Annotated in this window: 16 protein-coding genes and 1 tRNA gene; 8 read left to right on the top strand and 9 right to left on the bottom strand. The window is 68.5% G+C overall.

Annotated elements, in window-relative coordinates; all coding sequences use genetic code 11:
• Positions 1-2: 2 nt before the first annotated feature.
• The 6 genes from AC6I9V_RS05790 to AC6I9V_RS05765 form a co-directional block, all read right to left on the bottom strand.
• Positions 3-224: a hypothetical protein gene (locus AC6I9V_RS05790; RefSeq protein WP_497898662.1), complete on the bottom strand. Its 222-nt coding sequence runs from the start codon at positions 222-224 to the stop codon at positions 3-5.
• Positions 221-1,663, bottom strand: a complete 1,443-nt coding sequence (locus AC6I9V_RS05785) for a glycosyltransferase family 2 protein (protein WP_497898661.1) — start codon at positions 1,661-1,663, stop codon at positions 221-223. Before AC6I9V_RS05785 ends, AC6I9V_RS05790 begins: the two co-directional genes overlap by 4 nt.
• Before the next feature lie 149 nt (positions 1,664-1,812).
• Positions 1,813-6,348 carry an ExeM/NucH family extracellular endonuclease gene (locus AC6I9V_RS05780; RefSeq protein WP_497898660.1) on the bottom strand — a complete coding sequence of 1,512 codons (4,536 nt, stop codon included), beginning with the start codon at positions 6,346-6,348 and terminating at the stop codon, positions 1,813-1,815.
• A 358-nt stretch (positions 6,349-6,706) separates the two neighbouring features.
• A complete protein-coding gene (locus AC6I9V_RS05775; RefSeq protein ID WP_497898659.1) occupies positions 6,707-7,510 on the bottom strand; it encodes a VOC family protein in 804 nt (267 codons plus the stop codon).
• Between the two features lie 154 nt (positions 7,511-7,664).
• Positions 7,665-8,066 carry a VOC family protein gene (locus tag AC6I9V_RS05770; protein WP_497898658.1) on the bottom strand — a complete coding sequence of 134 codons (402 nt, stop codon included), beginning with the start codon at positions 8,064-8,066 and terminating at the stop codon, positions 7,665-7,667.
• A 10-nt stretch (positions 8,067-8,076) separates the two neighbouring features.
• Positions 8,077-8,514 carry a helix-turn-helix transcriptional regulator gene (locus tag AC6I9V_RS05765; protein ID WP_146335795.1) on the bottom strand — a complete coding sequence of 146 codons (438 nt, stop codon included), beginning with the start codon at positions 8,512-8,514 and terminating at the stop codon, positions 8,077-8,079.
• Positions 8,515-8,744: 230 nt separating this feature from the next.
• Between AC6I9V_RS05765 and AC6I9V_RS05760 the strand changes: the two genes are divergently transcribed.
• Positions 8,745-9,341: a hypothetical protein gene (locus AC6I9V_RS05760; RefSeq protein ID WP_497898657.1), complete on the top strand. Its 597-nt coding sequence runs from the start codon at positions 8,745-8,747 to the stop codon at positions 9,339-9,341.
• Between the two features lie 92 nt (positions 9,342-9,433).
• On the opposite strand, the gene AC6I9V_RS05755 is transcribed toward AC6I9V_RS05760, so the two are convergent.
• Positions 9,434-9,521, bottom strand: a tRNA-Ser gene (locus AC6I9V_RS05755).
• Positions 9,522-9,682: 161 nt separating this feature from the next.
• Between AC6I9V_RS05755 and AC6I9V_RS05750 the strand changes: the two genes are divergently transcribed.
• From AC6I9V_RS05750 to AC6I9V_RS05720, 7 genes are all read left to right on the top strand, one after another.
• Complete coding sequence (locus tag AC6I9V_RS05750; RefSeq protein WP_497898656.1) at positions 9,683-10,666, top strand: NAD(P)H-quinone oxidoreductase; 984 nt, start codon at positions 9,683-9,685, stop codon at positions 10,664-10,666.
• 153 nt (positions 10,667-10,819) lie between these two features.
• The gene (locus AC6I9V_RS05745; RefSeq protein WP_497898655.1) at positions 10,820-11,353 is read left to right on the top strand and encodes a PadR family transcriptional regulator; all 534 of its coding nucleotides are present in this window, start codon (positions 10,820-10,822) and stop codon (positions 11,351-11,353) included.
• 165 nt (positions 11,354-11,518) lie between these two features.
• The gene (locus tag AC6I9V_RS05740) at positions 11,519-13,819 is read left to right on the top strand and encodes a carbon starvation CstA family protein (RefSeq protein ID WP_497898654.1); all 2,301 of its coding nucleotides are present in this window, start codon (positions 11,519-11,521) and stop codon (positions 13,817-13,819) included.
• An 11-nt stretch (positions 13,820-13,830) separates the two neighbouring features.
• Complete coding sequence (locus AC6I9V_RS05735) at positions 13,831-14,022, top strand: YbdD/YjiX family protein (protein WP_349413768.1); 192 nt, start codon at positions 13,831-13,833, stop codon at positions 14,020-14,022.
• Between the two features lie 167 nt (positions 14,023-14,189).
• On the top strand, positions 14,190-14,867 hold the full coding sequence (locus AC6I9V_RS05730; protein WP_349413767.1) for a bacterial proteasome activator family protein: 678 nt from the start codon (positions 14,190-14,192) through the stop codon (positions 14,865-14,867).
• 7 nt (positions 14,868-14,874) lie between these two features.
• Entirely contained in the window at positions 14,875-15,330 is a 456-nt protein-coding gene (locus tag AC6I9V_RS05725; RefSeq protein WP_497898653.1) for a hypothetical protein, read from the top strand.
• Positions 15,331-15,432: 102 nt separating this feature from the next.
• Positions 15,433-16,278 (top strand): aldo/keto reductase, encoded by an 846-nt coding sequence (locus tag AC6I9V_RS05720; protein ID WP_497898652.1) that lies wholly within the window; start codon positions 15,433-15,435, stop codon positions 16,276-16,278.
• Between the two features lie 49 nt (positions 16,279-16,327).
• Here AC6I9V_RS05720 and AC6I9V_RS05715 read toward each other — a convergent pair whose 3' ends face one another.
• Positions 16,328-16,585 (bottom strand): hypothetical protein, encoded by a 258-nt coding sequence (locus AC6I9V_RS05715; RefSeq protein ID WP_497898651.1) that lies wholly within the window; start codon positions 16,583-16,585, stop codon positions 16,328-16,330.
• A gap of 36 nt (positions 16,586-16,621) precedes the next feature.
• Positions 16,622-17,602, bottom strand: a complete 981-nt coding sequence (locus tag AC6I9V_RS05710; protein ID WP_497898650.1) for a hypothetical protein — start codon at positions 17,600-17,602, stop codon at positions 16,622-16,624.
• Positions 17,603-17,639: the final 37 nt, after the last annotated feature.

The raw sequence follows: 17,639 nt of genomic DNA, 5'->3' as shown, positions 1-17,639 counted from the left end.
CCTCAGTTGTTGGCGTCCGGGTGGATGCTGCGGGTTTCGGAGCGCTCATTTCGGGTCCGGATCCAGTCCGCGGGGTGCAGCTTCGGCAGGATCTTCGCCAGTGCGAGGGCGGCGTACATCACGGTGTTGATCGCCACGAACGTGGCGAGGACGGCGAACCACTGCGAGTGCAGCAGGGATTCGGGGAACAGGATGCCGGCTGGGACGGCAGCGGTGATGGTCATGGGCGTCCGGCTCCCGTGTTCTCGCGGATCCGGACGGGCGCGACGTGCTTCCAGCTGGCGGTCCGGCCCAGGGAGATGTCCGCGACGCCCTTGAGGTAGACCACGTTCAGGAACATGTCGAAGAACAGTTCCGGGAACAGGGTGAGGGCCAGGAGCCGGGCCCCCCAGCCGCCCTTCCAGACCGTGGCGACGCGTTCAACCATAAACAGCACGCCCAGCCCCAGCCAGAACGGGAACCAGATCCAGGTGTCCAGCGAGAACACCATGAGGAAGATCAGCAGCAGGTAGGAGCCCAGGGCGATCACGCCGTAACCGATGCCCAGCTGCTGGGCCCAGTACCGCAGGGTCGGCGGCGTGATGCCGTAGGCGCCGATGTTCTCCAGTGCCCCGCGCTGCCAGCGCAGCCGCTGCGCCCAGAGGGTGCCCCAGCTGGGCATCAGTTCGGTCACCACCGTGCACTGGTCCGGCGAGATCATCAGCCCGCCCAGGGACTTCAGCGCGATCGTGAGCTCGTTGTCCTCGGTGAGGGCGGCGGTGTCGTAGACGTAACCGGGGGTTCCCGGGATCGAGGAGCCGCGGCTGGCGGCCACGGTACGCAGGGCCCGGGCCCGGAACATCGAGGCGGTGCCGGTCAGCACAAAAACGCGGCCGCGGCGCCTGCCGATCTCCCGGCTGTAGCGCAGGTACTCGTTGCGCTGGAACTGGCCGATCAGCCCATGACCCTCCTCGCCGTAGAACAGGCCGCCGACGGCCATCAGCGCGCGGTCGTTGGCGAAGCGGTCCACGGCGGCGGCGAGGAAACCGTCGTCGAGCCGGGTGTCCGCGTCCATAACCATCACGACGTCGTTGTCGCCCAGCTCAGGGAGCAGCTCCTTGAGCACCTGGTTCAGCGCGCCGGCCTTTTTCTGGGTGTTGTTGACCGATTCGACCACCTCGACGCCGGCCTCCCGGGCGAGGGACACCGTGGCGTCGCTGCAGTTGTCGGCCACAACAATCACCCGGTCCGGACGGCGGGACTGGGCCAGCAGGGAGGCGATGGTCAGCGGCAGCGAGGCTTCCTCGTTGTGTGCCGGAATGAGGACGGTGACCGCTACCGGGCCGGCGTACTCGCCCCGCGTCGCCGCCATCACCACGCGGGGCGCAAGCGGGCCCGTCAGCGGATCCGCGGAGCGGCGCGAACGGTTCGCGATCCGCCGGTCCACCGCGGCGACGCCGGCAGCGAGCAGGAGCGCCAGCGCGATGGCGGCCAGCAGGACGCGGGGCGCCGGAGCGTCCGTGTTGTAGAGAATGTTCCAGAAGCCGAAGAACAAGCCCTGGGACGGGGATTCGCTCAGCGCCGGACCGCCGGCAGCGACAGCGAACCAGAGGAGGGCGGCCGCGCCGCCGGCCGTGAGGGCGATGAAAATACCGACAGCCCGATTCAATCGCCCTTTGCGCATGCGGCACATGCTACCAGTGCAACAGGCCTCATCTGCCACAGCAACCCCTCCCGGATTTGTTACGGCGGGAGAACCCCAGGGCCAATAAAAAATGGGCATGCCCGTTCCGGCCGGGGAACGGGCATGCTCACTGTTGCGGGGCTACGGAGCTAGCCCTGGAGGCAGTGCCGGTAGGCGGCCATGGCCTGGCCGTAGTTGGCCTGGCCAACGAGGTCCGCCGGCCGCTTGGGCTTGACCGGCGCGGTGCACGTCGGCGGAACCGGTGCGCTGGCCGCGACCAGCACGTCCGCCTTCACCACGGTGCCGGACTCGACGGCGGTGAGCACCAGGGTGCCCGTTCCGGCGGCTGCGCCCGCGGGAACCACAACACTCACGGACGCCGCACCGGCGGAGACCGGGACGGTCCCGAGCGCGGTCACCGCGCCCTTGGCGTCGGTGAACTCGGCCCGCAGCGCGGTGTTCACCGGGCTGCCCAGCGAGGTGAGGTCCAGCTTGGAGACCGCCAGGGTGACGGAGTCCCCGCCCTTGACCTCGGCCGCGGTGGTGTTCACCACGGCCGCCGAACGCCGGGCGAAGTCCGGCGAAACCGGGTTGTGGGTCTGCAGGTACTTGATCCAAGCATCACGGTCCACGAGGCCCGAGTCCTTGGTGCCGGCGCCCTCCTTGAAGATCCGGAAGTTGTCGCCACCGGTTGCCAGGAAGCTGAACGTCCCGATCCGGTAGGACTTCGCCGGATCGATCAGCGTGCCGTTGACCCGGATCGCCGTGATCCGATCACCCGCGGCGCGGGCGGCGTCGTAGGTGTAGTTGACGTTCTTGGACAGGCCCAGCTGCTGGTAGGCCCGGCTGGGAACCGTGCCGTCCGGGTTGGTCTGCCACTGCTGTTCGAGCAGCGTCTTGAACTGCGCGCCGGTGAGCGTGGTGGTCCAGAGGTTGTTCACGAACGGCAGGACCGCGTTGGCCTCGGCGTACGTGATGGTGCCGTCCGGCGCGTAGTACAGCTCGTTGCGCAGGCCGCCCGGGTTGACGACGCCGATCTCGGCGGCGCCGAGTTCCGGTGCCTTGAGCGCGTCCACGAGCGAGTCCGCCACGAGGTTGCCCAAAGTGGACTCACTCGTGCGGTCGTCACGCACGGCGGGTGAGCCGGCGAACGCCGTCGTGATGTCCTTGGTCACCGAGCCGACCGGCTGGTTGCCGATCACGGCAGCGTCGGCGACGGCCTTGTCCACGATGGCCTTCACCGCAGCCACCCGCGGGTAGGCGGTGACCAGGCCGGCGGCCGGATCGGTGGTCCGCTTGACGTTGGCAGCCTTGTAGCCGGTGACGGACATGGTTTTGGTGTCGATGGTCAGCTGGATCTGGCCGATGAACTCGCCGTAGTTGCCGGTCTGCACAATCGGACGGGTCTTGCCTGTCGGCTGCCCGGCAGAATCCAGGACCGGCGCATCCCACGCGTACTGCTTGTGGGTGTGGCCGTTGAAGATGGCCGCAACGTCCGGGGTGACCTGGGTGACCATCTTGGCGAAGGGGCCGCCGGCGGCGACTTCCTGCGCCAGGGTGGCGCCTTCGGGGGCGCCGGAACCGGCGCCGTCGTGGTTCTCCACAATGATGACGTCGGCGAGCTTGCCAGTCTTGATCTTCGCGGCAACACGGTTGATCGCGTCGACGGGATCGCCGAACTCGAGATCGGCGATGCCCGCCGGCGTGACCAGGGAGGGCACTTCCTGCGTAACGGTGCCGATCACGGCCACCTTGATCCCGTTCATGTCCAGCACGGTGTACTCCGGCAAGGCCGGCTCGGTGGTGCCCTTTTTGTAGACGTTGGCGCCCGTGTACGGGAACTTCGCGTTGGCCCCGCCGGCGATGACCCGGTCGCGCAGGTCGGCCCAGCCGCCGTCGAACTCGTGGTTGCCCACGGCCGAGGTGCGCAGCTCGAGGGTGTTCAGCACGTCAATGGTCGGCTGGTCCTTGGCGACGGCGGAGGCGAACAGCGAGGCGCCGATGTTGTCGCCGGCGGAGAGGAACGCGGTGGCGCCGGGGGCCGCGGCCGCCCGGAGCTTCTCGATGGTTCCCGCGAACAGCACGGTGTTGGAATCGATGCGGCCGTGGAAGTCGTTGATGCCCAGGAAGTTCAGGTCAACGCTGGCCGGGATGGACGGCAGGTCCAGCCCCACCACCACCGGATCGTGGTCGCTGGCGCGGAACTGGTTCGGCACGTAGTAGTCGGTGATGTTGTTGTTGTAGCGGCTGTACTCCAGCGCCACGGACTCTACCGAGTTGATGTTCCAGATGTCCGCGCCGGTGACGACGGCGTTGGCCGCCGGCGAGGCGAGGATGTGGTCCAGCGAGCCCACCAGGCCGCCGAAGAGGTAGGAGTGCTTCGCGCTGCCGTCGGCGTTTTTGGCCTTCTCGTCCTGGTTGACGTAGCCCGCGCCGGTGAGGACGTTCATCGGGTCCTCCTTGGCGTAGGAGTTGAAATCGCCGATCAGGAACACCTTGTCGGTGCCCTTGGACTTCTGCAGCTCGTCGGAGAACGCCAGCAGGGACTGCGCCTGGGCGGTGCGGGCGAGGTTCGAAGCGCCCTGGCCCTTGTCGGTGTCGTCCGGCGTGGCGGCCGAGCCCTTGGACTTGAAGTGGTTGGCGATCGCGATGAACTTCTTGTCATCGGCGGCGCCGACGGGCTTGAAGACCTGGGCCAGCGGCTTGCGGGCGCTGGCGAAGGCGACCGTGTCGTTGTGGATGATGGATTCGCCCACCGGTTCGGCGGCGGCCTTTTTATAGATGAACGCGGTGCGGATCATGTCCTCATCGGACAGCGGCGGTGCGTTCGCGGGGGTGCGGACGTAGTCCCAGATGCCGGGAGTGGCGATGTTCAGGGCGTCAACCAGCTTGGCGAGGGCGTCGTCGCGGTTCTTGCCGAACTGGGCCGAGTTTTCGACCTCCATCAGGGTGACGACGTCGGCGCCGGACTGGGCGATGGCGGCGACGATTTTGTCCTGCTGGCGCTTGAAGTTCTCGGCGTTGGCCGCGCCGCGGACGTTGCAGCCGCCCTTGACCGTGATCGGGTTGCCGGCGCGGTCGGTGTAGAACGTGCACCCGGGGATCGTGTCCCCGGTGGTCGGGAAGTAGTTCAGCACGTTGAAGGAGGCGATCTTGAGGTTGCCTCCCACCGCCGCCGGGGCGTCAGCGCGGGTGGCGCCGAAGCCGGCCGGCTGGACCGTGTCCGCGTTGGCGGTGGTCAGCTGGGTCAGCGGCTGGAACTTCCAGGAGTTGTTGGCGTAGCTGAGGACCACGTTGGTCTTGAACGTGACCCGCGCGCCGACCCGGACGGGATCGGCCGTGGTCAGGTACGGAAGCGTCAGGGCCTTGTTGGTGGCGTCCTTGAGGAAGTTGGTGCTGGCGCCGTCGTCGAGCTTGATGCCGCGGGCGGCGTTGGCCGCGACGGTGGCCGTGTACTCCGGGGAGCCGTAGGCGGCGACGGCGGTGGGCTGCTCCAGCGGGGTGGTGCCGCCGGCCAGTCCGATCTCGCCGTACTGGTTGAGGGAGTAGTTGTCAGCGACCGTGACGGGTCCCTGCGGCGTGAGCAGCATGCCTTCGAGGGATTCGCGGAAGGCTTCCTCGGCAGGGAGGCTGAAGCCGGTGGCCTTGACCTCGGGGGCCGCCTCGGTCAGCTTGGTGACCCCGGCAGCGCCGGCGACGTTGAGCTGGGTCATGCCGTAGTACTCGGCGACGCCGCCGGTGACCTCGAGGTAGTCGCCGATCTGCACGGAGCCGACGGCGGACGGAGCGTAGACGAAGATGGCATCCGACGCCGTGTGGTTGGCAGGAGTCAGGTCACCGCCGGTTCCGGGGGTCTGGAGGTAGAACCCGGCGAAGCCGCCGGTGGGGAAGGCCGCGGTGACCTTGCCACGGGTGGTGACGGACGTGCCCGCGAGCGGGCTGGCCGTGCCGGTGCCCTGGATCTCGGCGATGGTCTTCAGCGCCGGCGGCGTGACCGGGCCGGGATCAACAGGTGTGGTTTCGCCGTTGGCCGCCTTGGGGGTGATGGCGGCGTTCAGGGCGAAGTCGGCGGCGTTGTTGTTGCTGTCCGCGCCGCCGCTGCGGTTCATGCTCTTGACGTCCGAGTTGCCCGACGGCGCCGTTGCCGCCTGGGTCTCGAAGGTGTTGGAGGTCCCGTAGCCGAGCAGGTCGGCCACGTTGGCGGGTTCGACGACGGAGCCGGTGGCCAGCGGGTTCAGGGCCGTGGACTGCTTGGCCAGGACGATCGTGCCGCCCGCGCCGGCCGGGTTGAACCCGGTGGCGGTGGCATCCGCGGCGGGCAGGTCCAGTCCGACGGTGCCGTTGCTGCCGCCCTTGAGCAGGTAATAGCCCTTGGCGGCGATGGTGCCGGTGAGGGGAGCCGTGGTGGACGGGGCGGTGGTGCCTGTGGCGGAGCGGTACTGGATGGACCAGCCGTCCAGGGTGACGGGTGCGTCCGAGGTGTTGTACAGCTCAACGAACTTGTTCTTGTAGGCCGCTCCGGCGCTGCCGCCGCTGAGATAGACCTCGTTGATGACGACCGGCGATGTTCCGGCGGCTGCCGGCGAGACCTCCAGCGCCATGGCGGGCATTGCGGTCAGCGGCGCTGCGATGAGCCCCGCGGACAGAGCTGTGCCCAGCGCCGTTTTCCAATATGTGATTTTCATCCGCTCTAACTCTCATTAGGGTGCCCGGGTAAGGGCGGTGCGATGTCCGGGTTGATGGCCCGCGGACCGGCCGGTCTGCTCCTGGTCAAGCAGTTTCCGGCACAGCAAAACAGGGGTGAATGAACATAGGGTGGATTGCATGTGCATTCGGCGAGACGGCCCCCAGCGGAACGCCTCACAGCCGGCACGGAAGCCCAACAAGGTGCCCCAGCGACGGTGTTGGTAGTGCATTTTTGAGTGCCCAGGCCGTCCCCCTGGCCCGGGCACTCAAAAGAATACCGGCCAGTGTCCGCGTGGGAAGCGGCTGGCCGGTATTTCTTACAGCAATTTTTCCAAAGGATTTATGAAACCCCCAGGCTTAGGCGTGTTCGGCGGCGGAGCCCTCCTGTCGGGTCTCTGCCACGATCTTGAACATGGCACCGGTGGGGTCGCTGAGGGTGGCGAGCCGTCCGAACGGGGTGTCCTCGGGCGCCTGGATGACGGTCGCGCCCAGTTCCTGGGCCTTGGCCGCGGTGGCATCGGCGTCCTGGACGGCGAAGTAGACCTGCCAGTTGGAGGGCACCCCGGCGGGCAGGTAGCCGGAGGCGTCCATGATCCCGGCCTTGGCCGCATCGCCGGCGCCGAGGGTGGTGTAGCGGAAGTCCGGGGTGTCGCTCATAACGTCCGTGTCCCACCCGAAGACGTCCTGGTAGAACTTCACGGCCGCGGGGTAATCCTTGGTGTGGAGTTCGTGCCAGGCCGGGGCGCCGGGTTCGGCGGCGAGCTCGAAGCCCTTCATTTCGCGCGGCTGCCAAACTCCGATCGAGGCGCCGGTCGCGTCGGCAAACATCGCCATTTTGCCCTGCTCGGGAACGTCCATCGGTTCCATGTAGACCTGCCCGCCGTGTGCCTTGACGGCCTCGGCGGTCGCGGCGGCGTCGTCGGCGCGCAGGTAGGTGCTCCACACGTCGGGGAATCCGGCCTGCTCGGCCATTTTCTGCATTATCCCGGCGACGGACTTCCCGTTTTTCGAGGCGGTGATGTAGCCGCCGTACTTCTCTTCGTCGCCGGCCTCAAAGGTCCAGCCGAACAGTTCGCCGTAGAACGACTGCGCCTTCTCCGTGTCCGAGGTCATGAGGTCGATCCAGCACGGTGCGCCGGGGGTGATGTCAGGCGTGGGCATTGTGGTCTCCTGCTCTGGGCGGCTCCGGCGTGCCTCCTGGGCAGCCGGCGCCTGGTTGGGTGGTCAGACAAGGAGACCCTATGCCGGGGGGCGGACGGTTTCAATGGCCCGGCCGCGGGGGACCGCCGGTCCCGGGGCCAACCGCCTGGTCCTCTCAGGCCTGGTTGAAGCGGACCATGTTGCCGGACGGGTCACGGAAGGCGCAGTCACGCGGCCCCCACGGCTGGACGATCGGCTCCTGGAGGACCTCGGCGCCCGCGGCCTGGACGGCCTCAAACGTGGCGTCCAGGTCGTCGGTGCGGAACACGATTACGGGCAGGACGCCCTTGGTGAGCAGCTGCTGGAGCGCGTCGCCGTCGTTCTGGGAACGGCCCGCGTGCGGGGGAGAGAGCACGATCTCCAGGTCCGGCTGGGCGGCGCTGCCGAGGGTGACCCAGCGGTGGCCGTCGGAGCCGACGTCGTTGCGCACCTCCAGGCCGAGTACGTCGCGGTAGAAGGCGAGCGACTCATCGAGGTCGTTGACGGTGATTTGCGCGTATTGCAGTGAAATGTTCATGAATCCCACGCTAGGGGAGCGGCAGCGCCGGTGCTTCTTCAATCCTGCTCGGTTTCCGCGGCGGGCGCGTGTGCTGCCGGGCGACGCAGGCCGGCATGGCCTTCACCGCCCGGTGCTCCCGGTCCCGGTAAGCGCTGGGAGTCATCCCGACGATCTCGGTGAACCGGGAACTAAACGAGCCCAGCGAGGTGCAGCCGACGTCCATGCACGCGTCGGTCACGGACGCCCCGGCCCGCAACAGCGCCATGGCGCGTTCAATCCGCCGGGTCATGAGGTAGTTGTACGGCGTCTCGCCGTAGGCGGCCTTGAACTGGCGGGAAAAGTGCGCCGGGGACATCAACGCGCCGGCGGCCATGGTGGGCACATCGAGCGGCCGCGCGTAGTGGCGGTCGATCAGGTCCCGCGCCCGGCGCAGGTGGGCCAGGTTGGCCAGCTCCTGCGGTGTCATGCGGAAATTCTAGCCCCGCCCGCGCCGTTCCGGGCAGTGGGACAAGTGCCGTTTTGGACTGGCATACTGCGGGAAAAGGCCGCAAGCTATATAGGGGGCAACCACAGGGAGCGGGCCGCGCTCCCTCCGTAGAGGAAGGCCGCGCCATTCCAGGTCCAAAACGGCCTCCCAATCCGTTGATCCGCAGGTACCTCAAGTCCGCCGGGCCCGCACCGGCGGACGCCAGAGGCGTGGGCGAACTCAAACCGGTCCAGCCGGCCGCCTGGCGGGAGGGAAGGCCGATCCTCGGCCGCGACCAGGTCTACGTGATGAAATACGGGCGGGAATTCCATACCCAGTGGTGCCAGGCAGTGGCGGACAAGTGGGCGTCCGCCCCCCGGGGCCTGCTCGTGACGCTGTTGGCCGACGTCGGGACACGGGCCCGCTGCCAGCAATGCAGCCGTGCGGCGCCGGCCGCGCGGGAACGCCCGACGCGCGGCCGCCACTCTCCGGAGCCGGCGGCTGCTGCCTCGGTGATCCCGCTCAGGGTCGTCGGGATAGCCCACGGCATCCTCTACCTTGCGGCGCGTCCGGAATTTCGGGAGCTGCTGAGCGAGACCGCGGTGGAACCCGCAACCCCGCTGCTCGTGGGAAGCAAACGGGACGGGATGGTGGTTCGGGTGGACGTCTCGCGCGACGAACCGCTCCTGGTGGTCCAGATGGATCCCCGAGCCTCGTTCCGGGACGTCCCCTACCAGGCGCGGCTGCGAGCTCCGCTGCAGCGCTCGGCGACCAAACCGTATGCGGTGGAATCGATTGAGCCGGCGCCGCAGGAACCGGACTCCTGACGGCGCATGGATGCGGAAACAGGTGAGGCCGGTTGGGGCAATCTTTCGATCGACCCAACCGGCCTCAAAGCCGCGCACATTCAGCGCTCCCGCGGAAGGTAAGAGATTCGAACTCTTGGTACGGGGTTACCGCACACTGGTTTTCAAGACCAGCTCCATCGGCCGCTCGGACAACCTTCCCTAACGAGTAGTCTTTCATAGCCGGTCAGGAGCCACAAAAAGCGGCGGCGCTCGCAGACGACGCCGGTTCGGGCACCTACTCTGGAAACGGGCGGCATCGGCACCGTGCGCGGTACGGTGCCCCGCCCGCAGGAAAATGAGCTAGGAATCGGGAGTTCTCCATGAAGGCTGTCTACATCTCCGAGCCCGGCGGCCCCGAGGCACTGGAGCTCCGCGAGGTTCCGGCGCCCGTTCCGGCCGAGGGCGAGGTGTTGATCGATGTGGTGGCGGCAGGCCTGAACCGGGCCGACGTCCAGCAGCGCAGGGGGTTCTATCCGCCGCCCCCGGGCGCCTCGGAGATTCCGGGTCTCGAAGTATCCGGCCGGATCGCGGGGTTCGGGCCCGGCGTCACCAAGCCCTTCTCCGTCGGCGACAAGGTGGTTGCCCTGCTCTCCGGCGGCGGCTACGCCGAGCAGGTGGCGGTCCCGGCCGGCCAGGTGCTGCGGATTCCCGACGGCGTGGACCTGGTCACCGCGGCGGCGCTGCCGGAGGTGGCCGCCACGGTCTACTCCAACCTGGTCATGACGGCCCAGCTGCAGGCCGGCGAAACCGTCCTGATTCACGGGGCCACCGGCGGCATCGGCACCATGGCCATCCAGCTCGCGAAGGCCCTCGGCGCGCGGGTCGCCACCACGGCCGGCACGGCGGAGAAGGTAGGCACCGCCAAAGCCTTCCTTGGGGCCGACATCGCCATCAACTACGCGGCGGAGGACTTCCCGGGCAGCCTGCGTGCCCAGAACGGCGGCAAGGGCGCGGACGTCATCCTCGACGTCGTCGGGGCCAAGTACCTCCGGCAGAACGTGGACGCGCTCGCCGACTACGGCCGGCTCGTTGTGATCGGGCTGCAGGGCGGCACCACCGCGGAACTGGATCTGAGCGTGCTGCTCCGCAAGCGCGCCGCCATCATCGCCACCGCGCTCCGTCCCCGCCCGGTGGAAGAGAAGACGGTCATCATGAACGCGGTCCGCGACGCCGTCTGGCCGATGCTGGCCGATGGCCGGATCCGGCCGCTCGTGGCCAAAACGTTCCCGCTCGGCCAGGTCCAGGCCGCGCACCGCTACTTCGATTCGGGGGACCACGTGGGCAAGGTCCTGCTCGTCACCTGAGCCGCCTACCCGGCCCATGTGACGCATTGCATGCCCCGCAGGGCATGTGTTCGGCGGCCGCCCGGGGCTAATGACGATAATGTAGTTCCATACGCGGTATACACGCGTCTTGGGGCGCGTGTATGCCGACGTCCTGCTACCCTCGGGAGCACCATGTCTATCCGCCACAGCCTCCTGGCTCTGCTGCAGGACCGCCCCCGTTACGGTTACCAGCTCCGGACCGAATTCGAGGACCGCACCGGATCGTCCTGGCCGCTGAACATCGGGCAGGTCTACACCACCCTCGACCGGCTTGAACGCGACGGCCTCGTGCAAAAAGACGGCGGCGACGGCGACGGCCACATTGTCTACAGCATCACCGACGCCGGCCGGGCCCAGGCCCAGGCCTGGTTCCACGCGCCCGTGGGCCGCGCCAACCCGCCCCGCAACGAACTCGCCATCAAGCTGGCGCTCGCCCTGACGCTCCCCGCCGTCGACGTCGGCGGTCTGATCCAGGCGCAGCGGGCCGTCTCCATCCGCGCCCTGCAGGAGTACACCAAGTCCCGGCGCGAGGCCGCCGTGCACCCGCGCCCGGCCGACACGGCGCGGCTCCTGGTCCTGGATTCGCTCATTTTCCAGACCGAGGCCGAGGTCCGCTGGCTGGACTTGTGCGAAGCGCGCCTAATGCAACTCGCCGGCCCCGGCTGAGGCCTGCCCCATTGTGACGCCGCCCACCGCGCACCGGGCACCGCTCGGCGAGCGGAGCGGCGCGGCGGGCCGCTTGGCCATGTCCATCCGAACGCCCCATTGGTAAGGTGCCATGGGGCAGATCTGACTGCTGATCTGCTGGATGGGGTTTCTCAAGGAGGAGACATGGGCACAATGCCAGATGGCAGGCCAAACACCGCAAAAATCGACGACGGAATCACACCGGTCCCGGGACTTCCGGCCACGTCCGTCGACGATGCCGTCCGTGAGGCGGACGAGCGCAAATGGACACCCGCGAAAATCGCCCTCTGGGTGGGAATCGCGCTGCTGGGCGGCGTCGCCTGGTTTATGCTCGCGATCGTCCGCGGCGAGACGGTCAACGCGATCTGGTTCGTGTTCGCCTCGGTCTGCACGTACCTGATCGGCTACCGCTTCTACTCCAAGGTGATTGAGCGGTACATCACCAAGCCGAACGACCGCCGCGCCACCCCCGCCGAATACAAGGCCGACGGCAAGGACTACGTCCGAACCGACCGCAACGTCCTCTTCGGCCACCACTTCGCCGCCATCGCCGGCGCCGGCCCGCTGGTCGGCCCGGTCATTGCCGCCCAGATGGGCTACCTGCCCGGCACGATCTGGATCATCATCGGCGTTGTCCTCGCCGGTGCCGTCCAGGACTACCTGGTCCTCTTCTTCTCCATGCGCCGCGGCGGCCGGTCCCTCGGCCAGATGGCCCGTGAGGAACTCGGCGTGATCGGCGGCACCGCTGCCCTCATCGCCACCCTGCTCATCATGGTGATCATTGTCGCCATCCTGGCGCTCGTCGTCGTCAACGCCCTCGGCGAAAGCCCGTGGGGTGTGTTCTCCGTCGGCATGACCATCCCGATCGCCCTCTTTATGGGTGTCTACCTCCGCTACCTCCGCCCCGGCAAAGTCATGGAAGTCTCGATCATCGGCTTTGTGCTGCTGATGGCCGCCATCATCGGCGGCGGCGCTGTTGCAGGCACCGAATGGGGCGCCGCGTTCTTCCACCTGGACAAGGTCACCATCGCCTGGGGCCTGATCATCTACGGCTTCATCGCTGCCATCCTGCCGGTGTGGCTGCTGCTCGCACCGCGTGACTACCTCTCCACCTTTATGAAGATCGGCGTGATCGTGATGCTGGCCGTCGCCATCATCGTGGTCCGGCCGGAAATCAACGTCCCGGCCTTCAGCGAGTTCGCCAGCCGCGACAACGGCCCCGTATTCTCCGGCGCCGTGTTCCCGTTCCTCTTCGTGACCATCGCCTGCGGCGCCCTCTCAGGCTTCCACGCCCTGATCTCCTCCGGCACGACGCCGAAGCTCATCGAAAAGGAACGCCAGACCCGCCTCATCGGCTACGGCGGCATGCTGATGGAATCCTTCGTCGCCATCATGGCGCTCGTGGCTGCCATCTCCATCGACCGCGGCATCTACTTCGCCATGAACGCCCCGGTGGCGCTGACCGGCGGCACCGTGGAATCGGCCGCGCAGTGGGTCAACAGCCTGGGCCTCGCCGGGGTCAACATCACCCCGGGTGAACTCGCCCAGACCGCCAAGGACGTCGGCGAGCAAAGCATCATCTCCCGCTCCGGCGGCGCACCCACGCTCGCCGTGGGCCTGGCCCACATCATGCAGCAGTTCATCGGCGGCACCGCCATGATGGCGTTCTGGTACCACTTCGCCATCATGTTCGAGGCCCTGTTCATCCTGACGGCGGTCGACGCCGGCACCCGCGTCGCACGCTTTATGCTGCAGGACTCGATCGGCAACTTCGCGCCGAAGTTCAAGGACCACTCGTGGCGTCCCGGAGCGTGGATGGCCACCGCAGTGATGGTGGCCGCGTGGGGCGCCGTGCTGCTGATGGGCGTCACCGACCCGCTGGGCGGCATCAACACGCTGTTCCCGCTGTTCGGCATCGCCAACCAGCTGCTCGCGGCCATCGCCCTGTCCGTGGTGCTCGCGATCGTGGCCAAGCGCGGCACGTTCAAGTACCTCTGGATTGTGGCGCTGCCGCTGGCCTTCGCGGCCGTCGTCACCATCACCGCGAGCTTCTACAAGATCTTCTCGCCGGTCCCCGCCGTCGGGTACTTCGCCAACAACGCGGCCTTCGCCAAGGCGCTGGCCGACGGCAAGACCTCCTTCGGCACGGCCAAGACGCAGGCCGCCATGGAGGCGGTGGTCCGCAACACGATGATCCAGGGCTGGCTCTCGGTCATCTTCGTGGTGCTGAGCATCATCGTCATCATCACGGCGCTGATCGCCACGGTGAAGGCCTTCCGCAACGCCTCCGCCGGAGTTGCCAACGTGGAATTCGAGGATCCGGCCCAGCCGTCCCGCGTGTTCGCGCCGGCCGGGCTGTTCCCCACCGCGGCGGAGCGGGAGTTGGAAGCGGAGTGGAAGAACCTGCCTGCTGACCAGCGGCTCGAACACTCCGCCCGGCACTGAGCGGTCCGGCCATGAACGCGCTCGTAGCGGGATTCAAGGGCTTCGCCGAGTACTTCAACGGGGTCCTCGGAGCCGATGCCTACAAGAAGTACCTGGAGCACCACCGGGCCTCGGGCCATGACGGCCCGCCGATGAGTGAGCGGGACTTCTGGCGGGACCACACGGACCGCCAGGACAGCAATCCGCAAGGCCGTTGCTGCTAGGTTGCGGCACGGGCAGGGGCAATCCCTGCAGGGGGCGCCGTCGGGAACACCGGTTCCCGACGGCGCCCCTGCCGTTTTTCCGGACGGACACCAGGTGCGCGACGGCGGTCACCGTCCCGGGCGTCACGCACGCCGGCACTGCCTTGCGCGCGTGAGAGTATGAAGCCATGAGCGATCCGAACGACACTCAGCCCGGCCAGGAAACGGCGCCGGAGGGCGCTCCGCTGGAGGGCGTCACGACGCCCGCTGCTCCGCAGGACGGGGACGCTGCGGGCACCGGCGGGCAAAGTCCGCGCCCGTTCGAGCCGCGCGACCAGGCCCCGCGCAGCCGTGCCAGCCACCTCCAAGACCTGGTGGACGAGCCGGCCAAGGTCATGCGGATCGGCACCATGATGAAGCAGCTGTTGGACGAAGTGAAGTCCGCGCCGCTGGACGACGCGGCCCGGGTCCGGCTGGCGGCTATCCATGAACGCTCGATCAAGGAACTCGAGGACGGGCTGGCGCCCGAGCTGGTCCAGGAACTGGAGCGGATCCATCTGCCGTTTCCCGAGGACGGCACCCCCTCTGACGCCGAGCTGCGCATTGCGCAGGCCCAGCTGGTGGGCTGGCTCGAGGGGCTGTTCCACGGCATCCAGACGGCCATTGCCGCCCAGCACGCCGCCCGCGAGCACGCGGCCGCCCAGCTGCAGCTCCGCCAGCTTCCTCCCGGCACCATGATCGCGCCGGGGGTCATCATCGGGGAAAACGGCGAGCCCCAGCGCGCCGCCGAGCGGCAGCCCGGTTCCGACCCCTCGCAGCCCGCCAGCCCCGTCGATCCGGACCACGGTCCCGGCCAGTACCTCTAGGGCACCGTTGGGATTCTTCAGCGCCGCGCGGCAGGGACGCAGGGACGACGCCGAACTCGGCAAGGGGCTGTGGCGCCGCGCCCACGACAGGTTCCTCCGCGGACTGGACCGCTACCACCAGGTGCTCGAAGGCGTCGAGGACGAGGCGCTGTACGCCGAACTCGTGGAGATCGCCAACGAACTCTCCGCCCTGGCCGGACGGGTCCGGCAGATTTGTATGGAAGCCCAGCGCCGCTCGCCCAGCGACGGCCTCGACATCCCCGGCGCCCTGGCCGGCGTGCACCGCTCGCTCTCGACGGCGGGCAACTCGCTGGCGATGACTGCGGAGGCCGCGGCCATGCTCCGCCTCGCCGTCGGGCCGGTCCCGGTCGGTGCGGCTTCCGTCCGCCGCCGTGCGGAATCCGTGGCCGAGCACGTCGACGACGCCGAACGGCGGCTTGCCGAGGGCGCATCCGGCGGCTGAGGCCGCGTATTCCAGGGCATTCCGGCGTATTCCGGGTTAAGCGCCTAGCTTAGCCCCGCCAAAACACTGGCCTGGCTGGCCGTCGGTTGGCAGGATGGACGGATGACTTCTTCACCTGAACTGACATTCAATGACGGCAACAGCATCCCGCAGCTCGGTTACGGCGTCTGGCAGGTCGAGGACGACGTCGCCGAGAAGGTGGTTGTCCAGGCCTTCGAGGCTGGGTTCCGGCACATCGATACCGCCAAGATCTACGGAAACGAGGCCGGGGTGGGCCGCGCGATCGAGCGCTCGGGCCTCAAGCCGGAGGAAATCTTCATCACGACCAAGCTGTGGAACGCCGACCAGGGCTATGAGTCCACGCTCAAGGCGTTTGAAGATTCCATGGAGCGCCTGGGCCTCGAGACCCTTGACCTGTACCTCATCCACTGGATGCAGCCGAAGCAGGAAAAATATGTGGACACCTGGAAGGCGCTCATCGAGCTCCAGAAGCAGGGCCGGGTGAAGACGATCGGCGTCTCGAACTTCACCAAGGAAGGGCTGCAGCGCCTGATCGACGAGACCGGCGTTGTGCCGGCCATCAACCAGATTGAGCTGCACCCGTTCTTCAACCAGGCGGAACTGCGTGAATTCAACGCCTCCAAGGGGATCCTCACCCAGGCCTGGTCGCCGCTGGGCCAGGGCGGCGAGCTGCTGGAAAGCCCGGTCATCGAACAGATCGCGGCCAAGCACAACGCCACGCCGGCGCAGGTCGTCATCGCCTGGCACCTCGCCATCGGCAACGTCGTGATCCCCAAGTCCGTCACCGAGTCCCGGATCCGCGAGAACTACGCGGCCCTGGACGTCACCCTGGACGAGACCGACGTGCAGGCCATCAACGGCTTGGACCGCAGTGCAGAGGGCGCCGGCCGCATCGGGCCGGACCCGGCGGTCTCCGACTTCGCCTAAAACAGCCTCCCAGGGCCTCCACCTCCGGGTGGGGGCTCTGCTGTTCTGTTCAGGCGGCGGCCCTGCCCACCCGAGGCCGCACGGCGTCGACAATCGCCCAGCCGTCCTCGTCCCGGACCCGGCGGCTGGCGAAACGTTCCGCCGCGGCGGCGTCGTCGAACAATTCAGTGCGCACCCGGCCACACTCCGTGTCCAGGTACGTGACTTCCCAGTGCTGGACGCCCGCGGGCTGACCGGCGGACTGCTGACCGGCGGACTGCTGACCGGCCGACTGCTGGGCTGCTGCAAAATCCTGGTGCTGTTCCATGAATCCAGTCTGCAACCGGCCTCTGACACTCAGCGGTCATCCGCCCGGCGTGTTGCCCAGCCGCAGCAGCCGTTCCCGGGCCAGGTCTTCCCGGCGGCGGTCCTTCTCGGCGGCGCGGGCGGCCTGCTGGGCCGCGGCGGTGGCCTGGTCGAGGCGTTTCCGGGCCTGTCGAAGCCCGGTCTCGGCGTGGGCCAGCTGCTCCCTGAGCGCGGCCGAATCCTGCGCCAGGGTCTCGGCGGCGGCCGTCGCTTCGCCCAACTCGGCGGCCGCGAGGTCCGCTTCCGCCGCGCTGGTCCGGGAAGCTTCGGATGCCTGCTCCAGGGCGGCAAGGGCACGCTCGCGCGCGGAGGGGCTCGGCGCCGGGCGCTCCTGCCCGACGGCCCGCAGCCGGGGCCGGTCCGGCTGGGAAGGGACACGGCCCGGAGGCGCCGCCGCTTCCGACGCAGCGGGCGGCACCCGCGGCCCGGCAGGCGTGGCGGGGCCGGGGGAGTCCGGGACCGCGACGGCACCTTTGAGCTCCACGACGTCGACGCCGTCGGCGGTGAGAGCCCGGAGCAGGCGCCCGCTCCGGACGGCCGCGGCGGCGCCCTCGTCGGCCGTGGCGGCACGCAGGGTCTGTTCCACTTCCGTCGCGACGGTGCCGCTGATCTTCCTGCCGTGCTGCTCCGCCACGGCGCGGGCCGCCCCGACGGCGCCGGCCAGGAGCTTCCGCCGTTCCCCCGCGAGGCTGCGGAGCGTGGCAGCGTCCAGGGCGGCCTGGGCCGCGCGCATGGCGAGCCCCAGCTGGGCCAGGTCACGGAGCGCCTCAGGCCGGTGCCAGGCGAGCATGTTCACCGCCCAGGCGGTCACCGAGGGCTTGGGCAGGGCCCGCACGTTCGCGGCGCGGGCGCGCAGTTCCGGCGTCGGGGTCTGCCCGGCGAGCAGCGCCTTGGCCGCCGCGGTGCGGGCGGCGACGAAATTGTCGAACGGTTGCGCATAGAGCTGTGCCGCGATGCCCGCCAGCTCCCGGTCTGCCATGCAAGAATCATAGAAGCTCCGGACCCAGCGCCGGGGG

It is taken from the genome of Arthrobacter sp. SlRoot2-15 (assembly GCF_059739345.1).
Note: the sequence above shows the minus strand (reverse complement) of the source record. Positions and strands in the feature narration are given on the sequence as shown.

Excerpts from the sequence above, each read along its gene's own strand:
- AC6I9V_RS05790 (WP_497898662.1), bottom strand. The coding sequence starts at position 224 with ATGACCATCACCGCTGCCGTCCCAGCCGGCATCCTGTTCCCCGAATCC.
- AC6I9V_RS05785 (WP_497898661.1), bottom strand. The coding sequence starts at position 1,663 with ATGCGCAAAGGGCGATTGAATCGGGCTGTCGGTATTTTCATCGCCCTC.
- AC6I9V_RS05780 (WP_497898660.1), bottom strand. The coding sequence starts at position 6,348 with ATGAAAATCACATATTGGAAAACGGCGCTGGGCACAGCTCTGTCCGCG.
- AC6I9V_RS05775 (WP_497898659.1), bottom strand. The coding sequence starts at position 7,510 with ATGCCCACGCCTGACATCACCCCCGGCGCACCGTGCTGGATCGACCTC.
- AC6I9V_RS05770 (WP_497898658.1), bottom strand. The coding sequence starts at position 8,066 with ATGAACATTTCACTGCAATACGCGCAAATCACCGTCAACGACCTCGAT.
- AC6I9V_RS05765 (WP_146335795.1), bottom strand. The coding sequence starts at position 8,514 with ATGACACCGCAGGAGCTGGCCAACCTGGCCCACCTGCGCCGGGCGCGG.
- AC6I9V_RS05750 (WP_497898656.1), top strand. The coding sequence starts at position 9,683 with ATGAAGGCTGTCTACATCTCCGAGCCCGGCGGCCCCGAGGCACTGGAG.
- AC6I9V_RS05745 (WP_497898655.1), top strand. The coding sequence starts at position 10,820 with ATGTCTATCCGCCACAGCCTCCTGGCTCTGCTGCAGGACCGCCCCCGT.
- AC6I9V_RS05740 (WP_497898654.1), top strand. The coding sequence starts at position 11,519 with ATGGGCACAATGCCAGATGGCAGGCCAAACACCGCAAAAATCGACGAC.
- AC6I9V_RS05735 (WP_349413768.1), top strand. The coding sequence starts at position 13,831 with ATGAACGCGCTCGTAGCGGGATTCAAGGGCTTCGCCGAGTACTTCAAC.
- AC6I9V_RS05730 (WP_349413767.1), top strand. The coding sequence starts at position 14,190 with ATGAGCGATCCGAACGACACTCAGCCCGGCCAGGAAACGGCGCCGGAG.
- AC6I9V_RS05720 (WP_497898652.1), top strand. The coding sequence starts at position 15,433 with ATGACTTCTTCACCTGAACTGACATTCAATGACGGCAACAGCATCCCG.
- AC6I9V_RS05715 (WP_497898651.1), bottom strand. The coding sequence starts at position 16,585 with ATGGAACAGCACCAGGATTTTGCAGCAGCCCAGCAGTCGGCCGGTCAG.
- AC6I9V_RS05710 (WP_497898650.1), bottom strand. The coding sequence starts at position 17,602 with ATGGCAGACCGGGAGCTGGCGGGCATCGCGGCACAGCTCTATGCGCAA.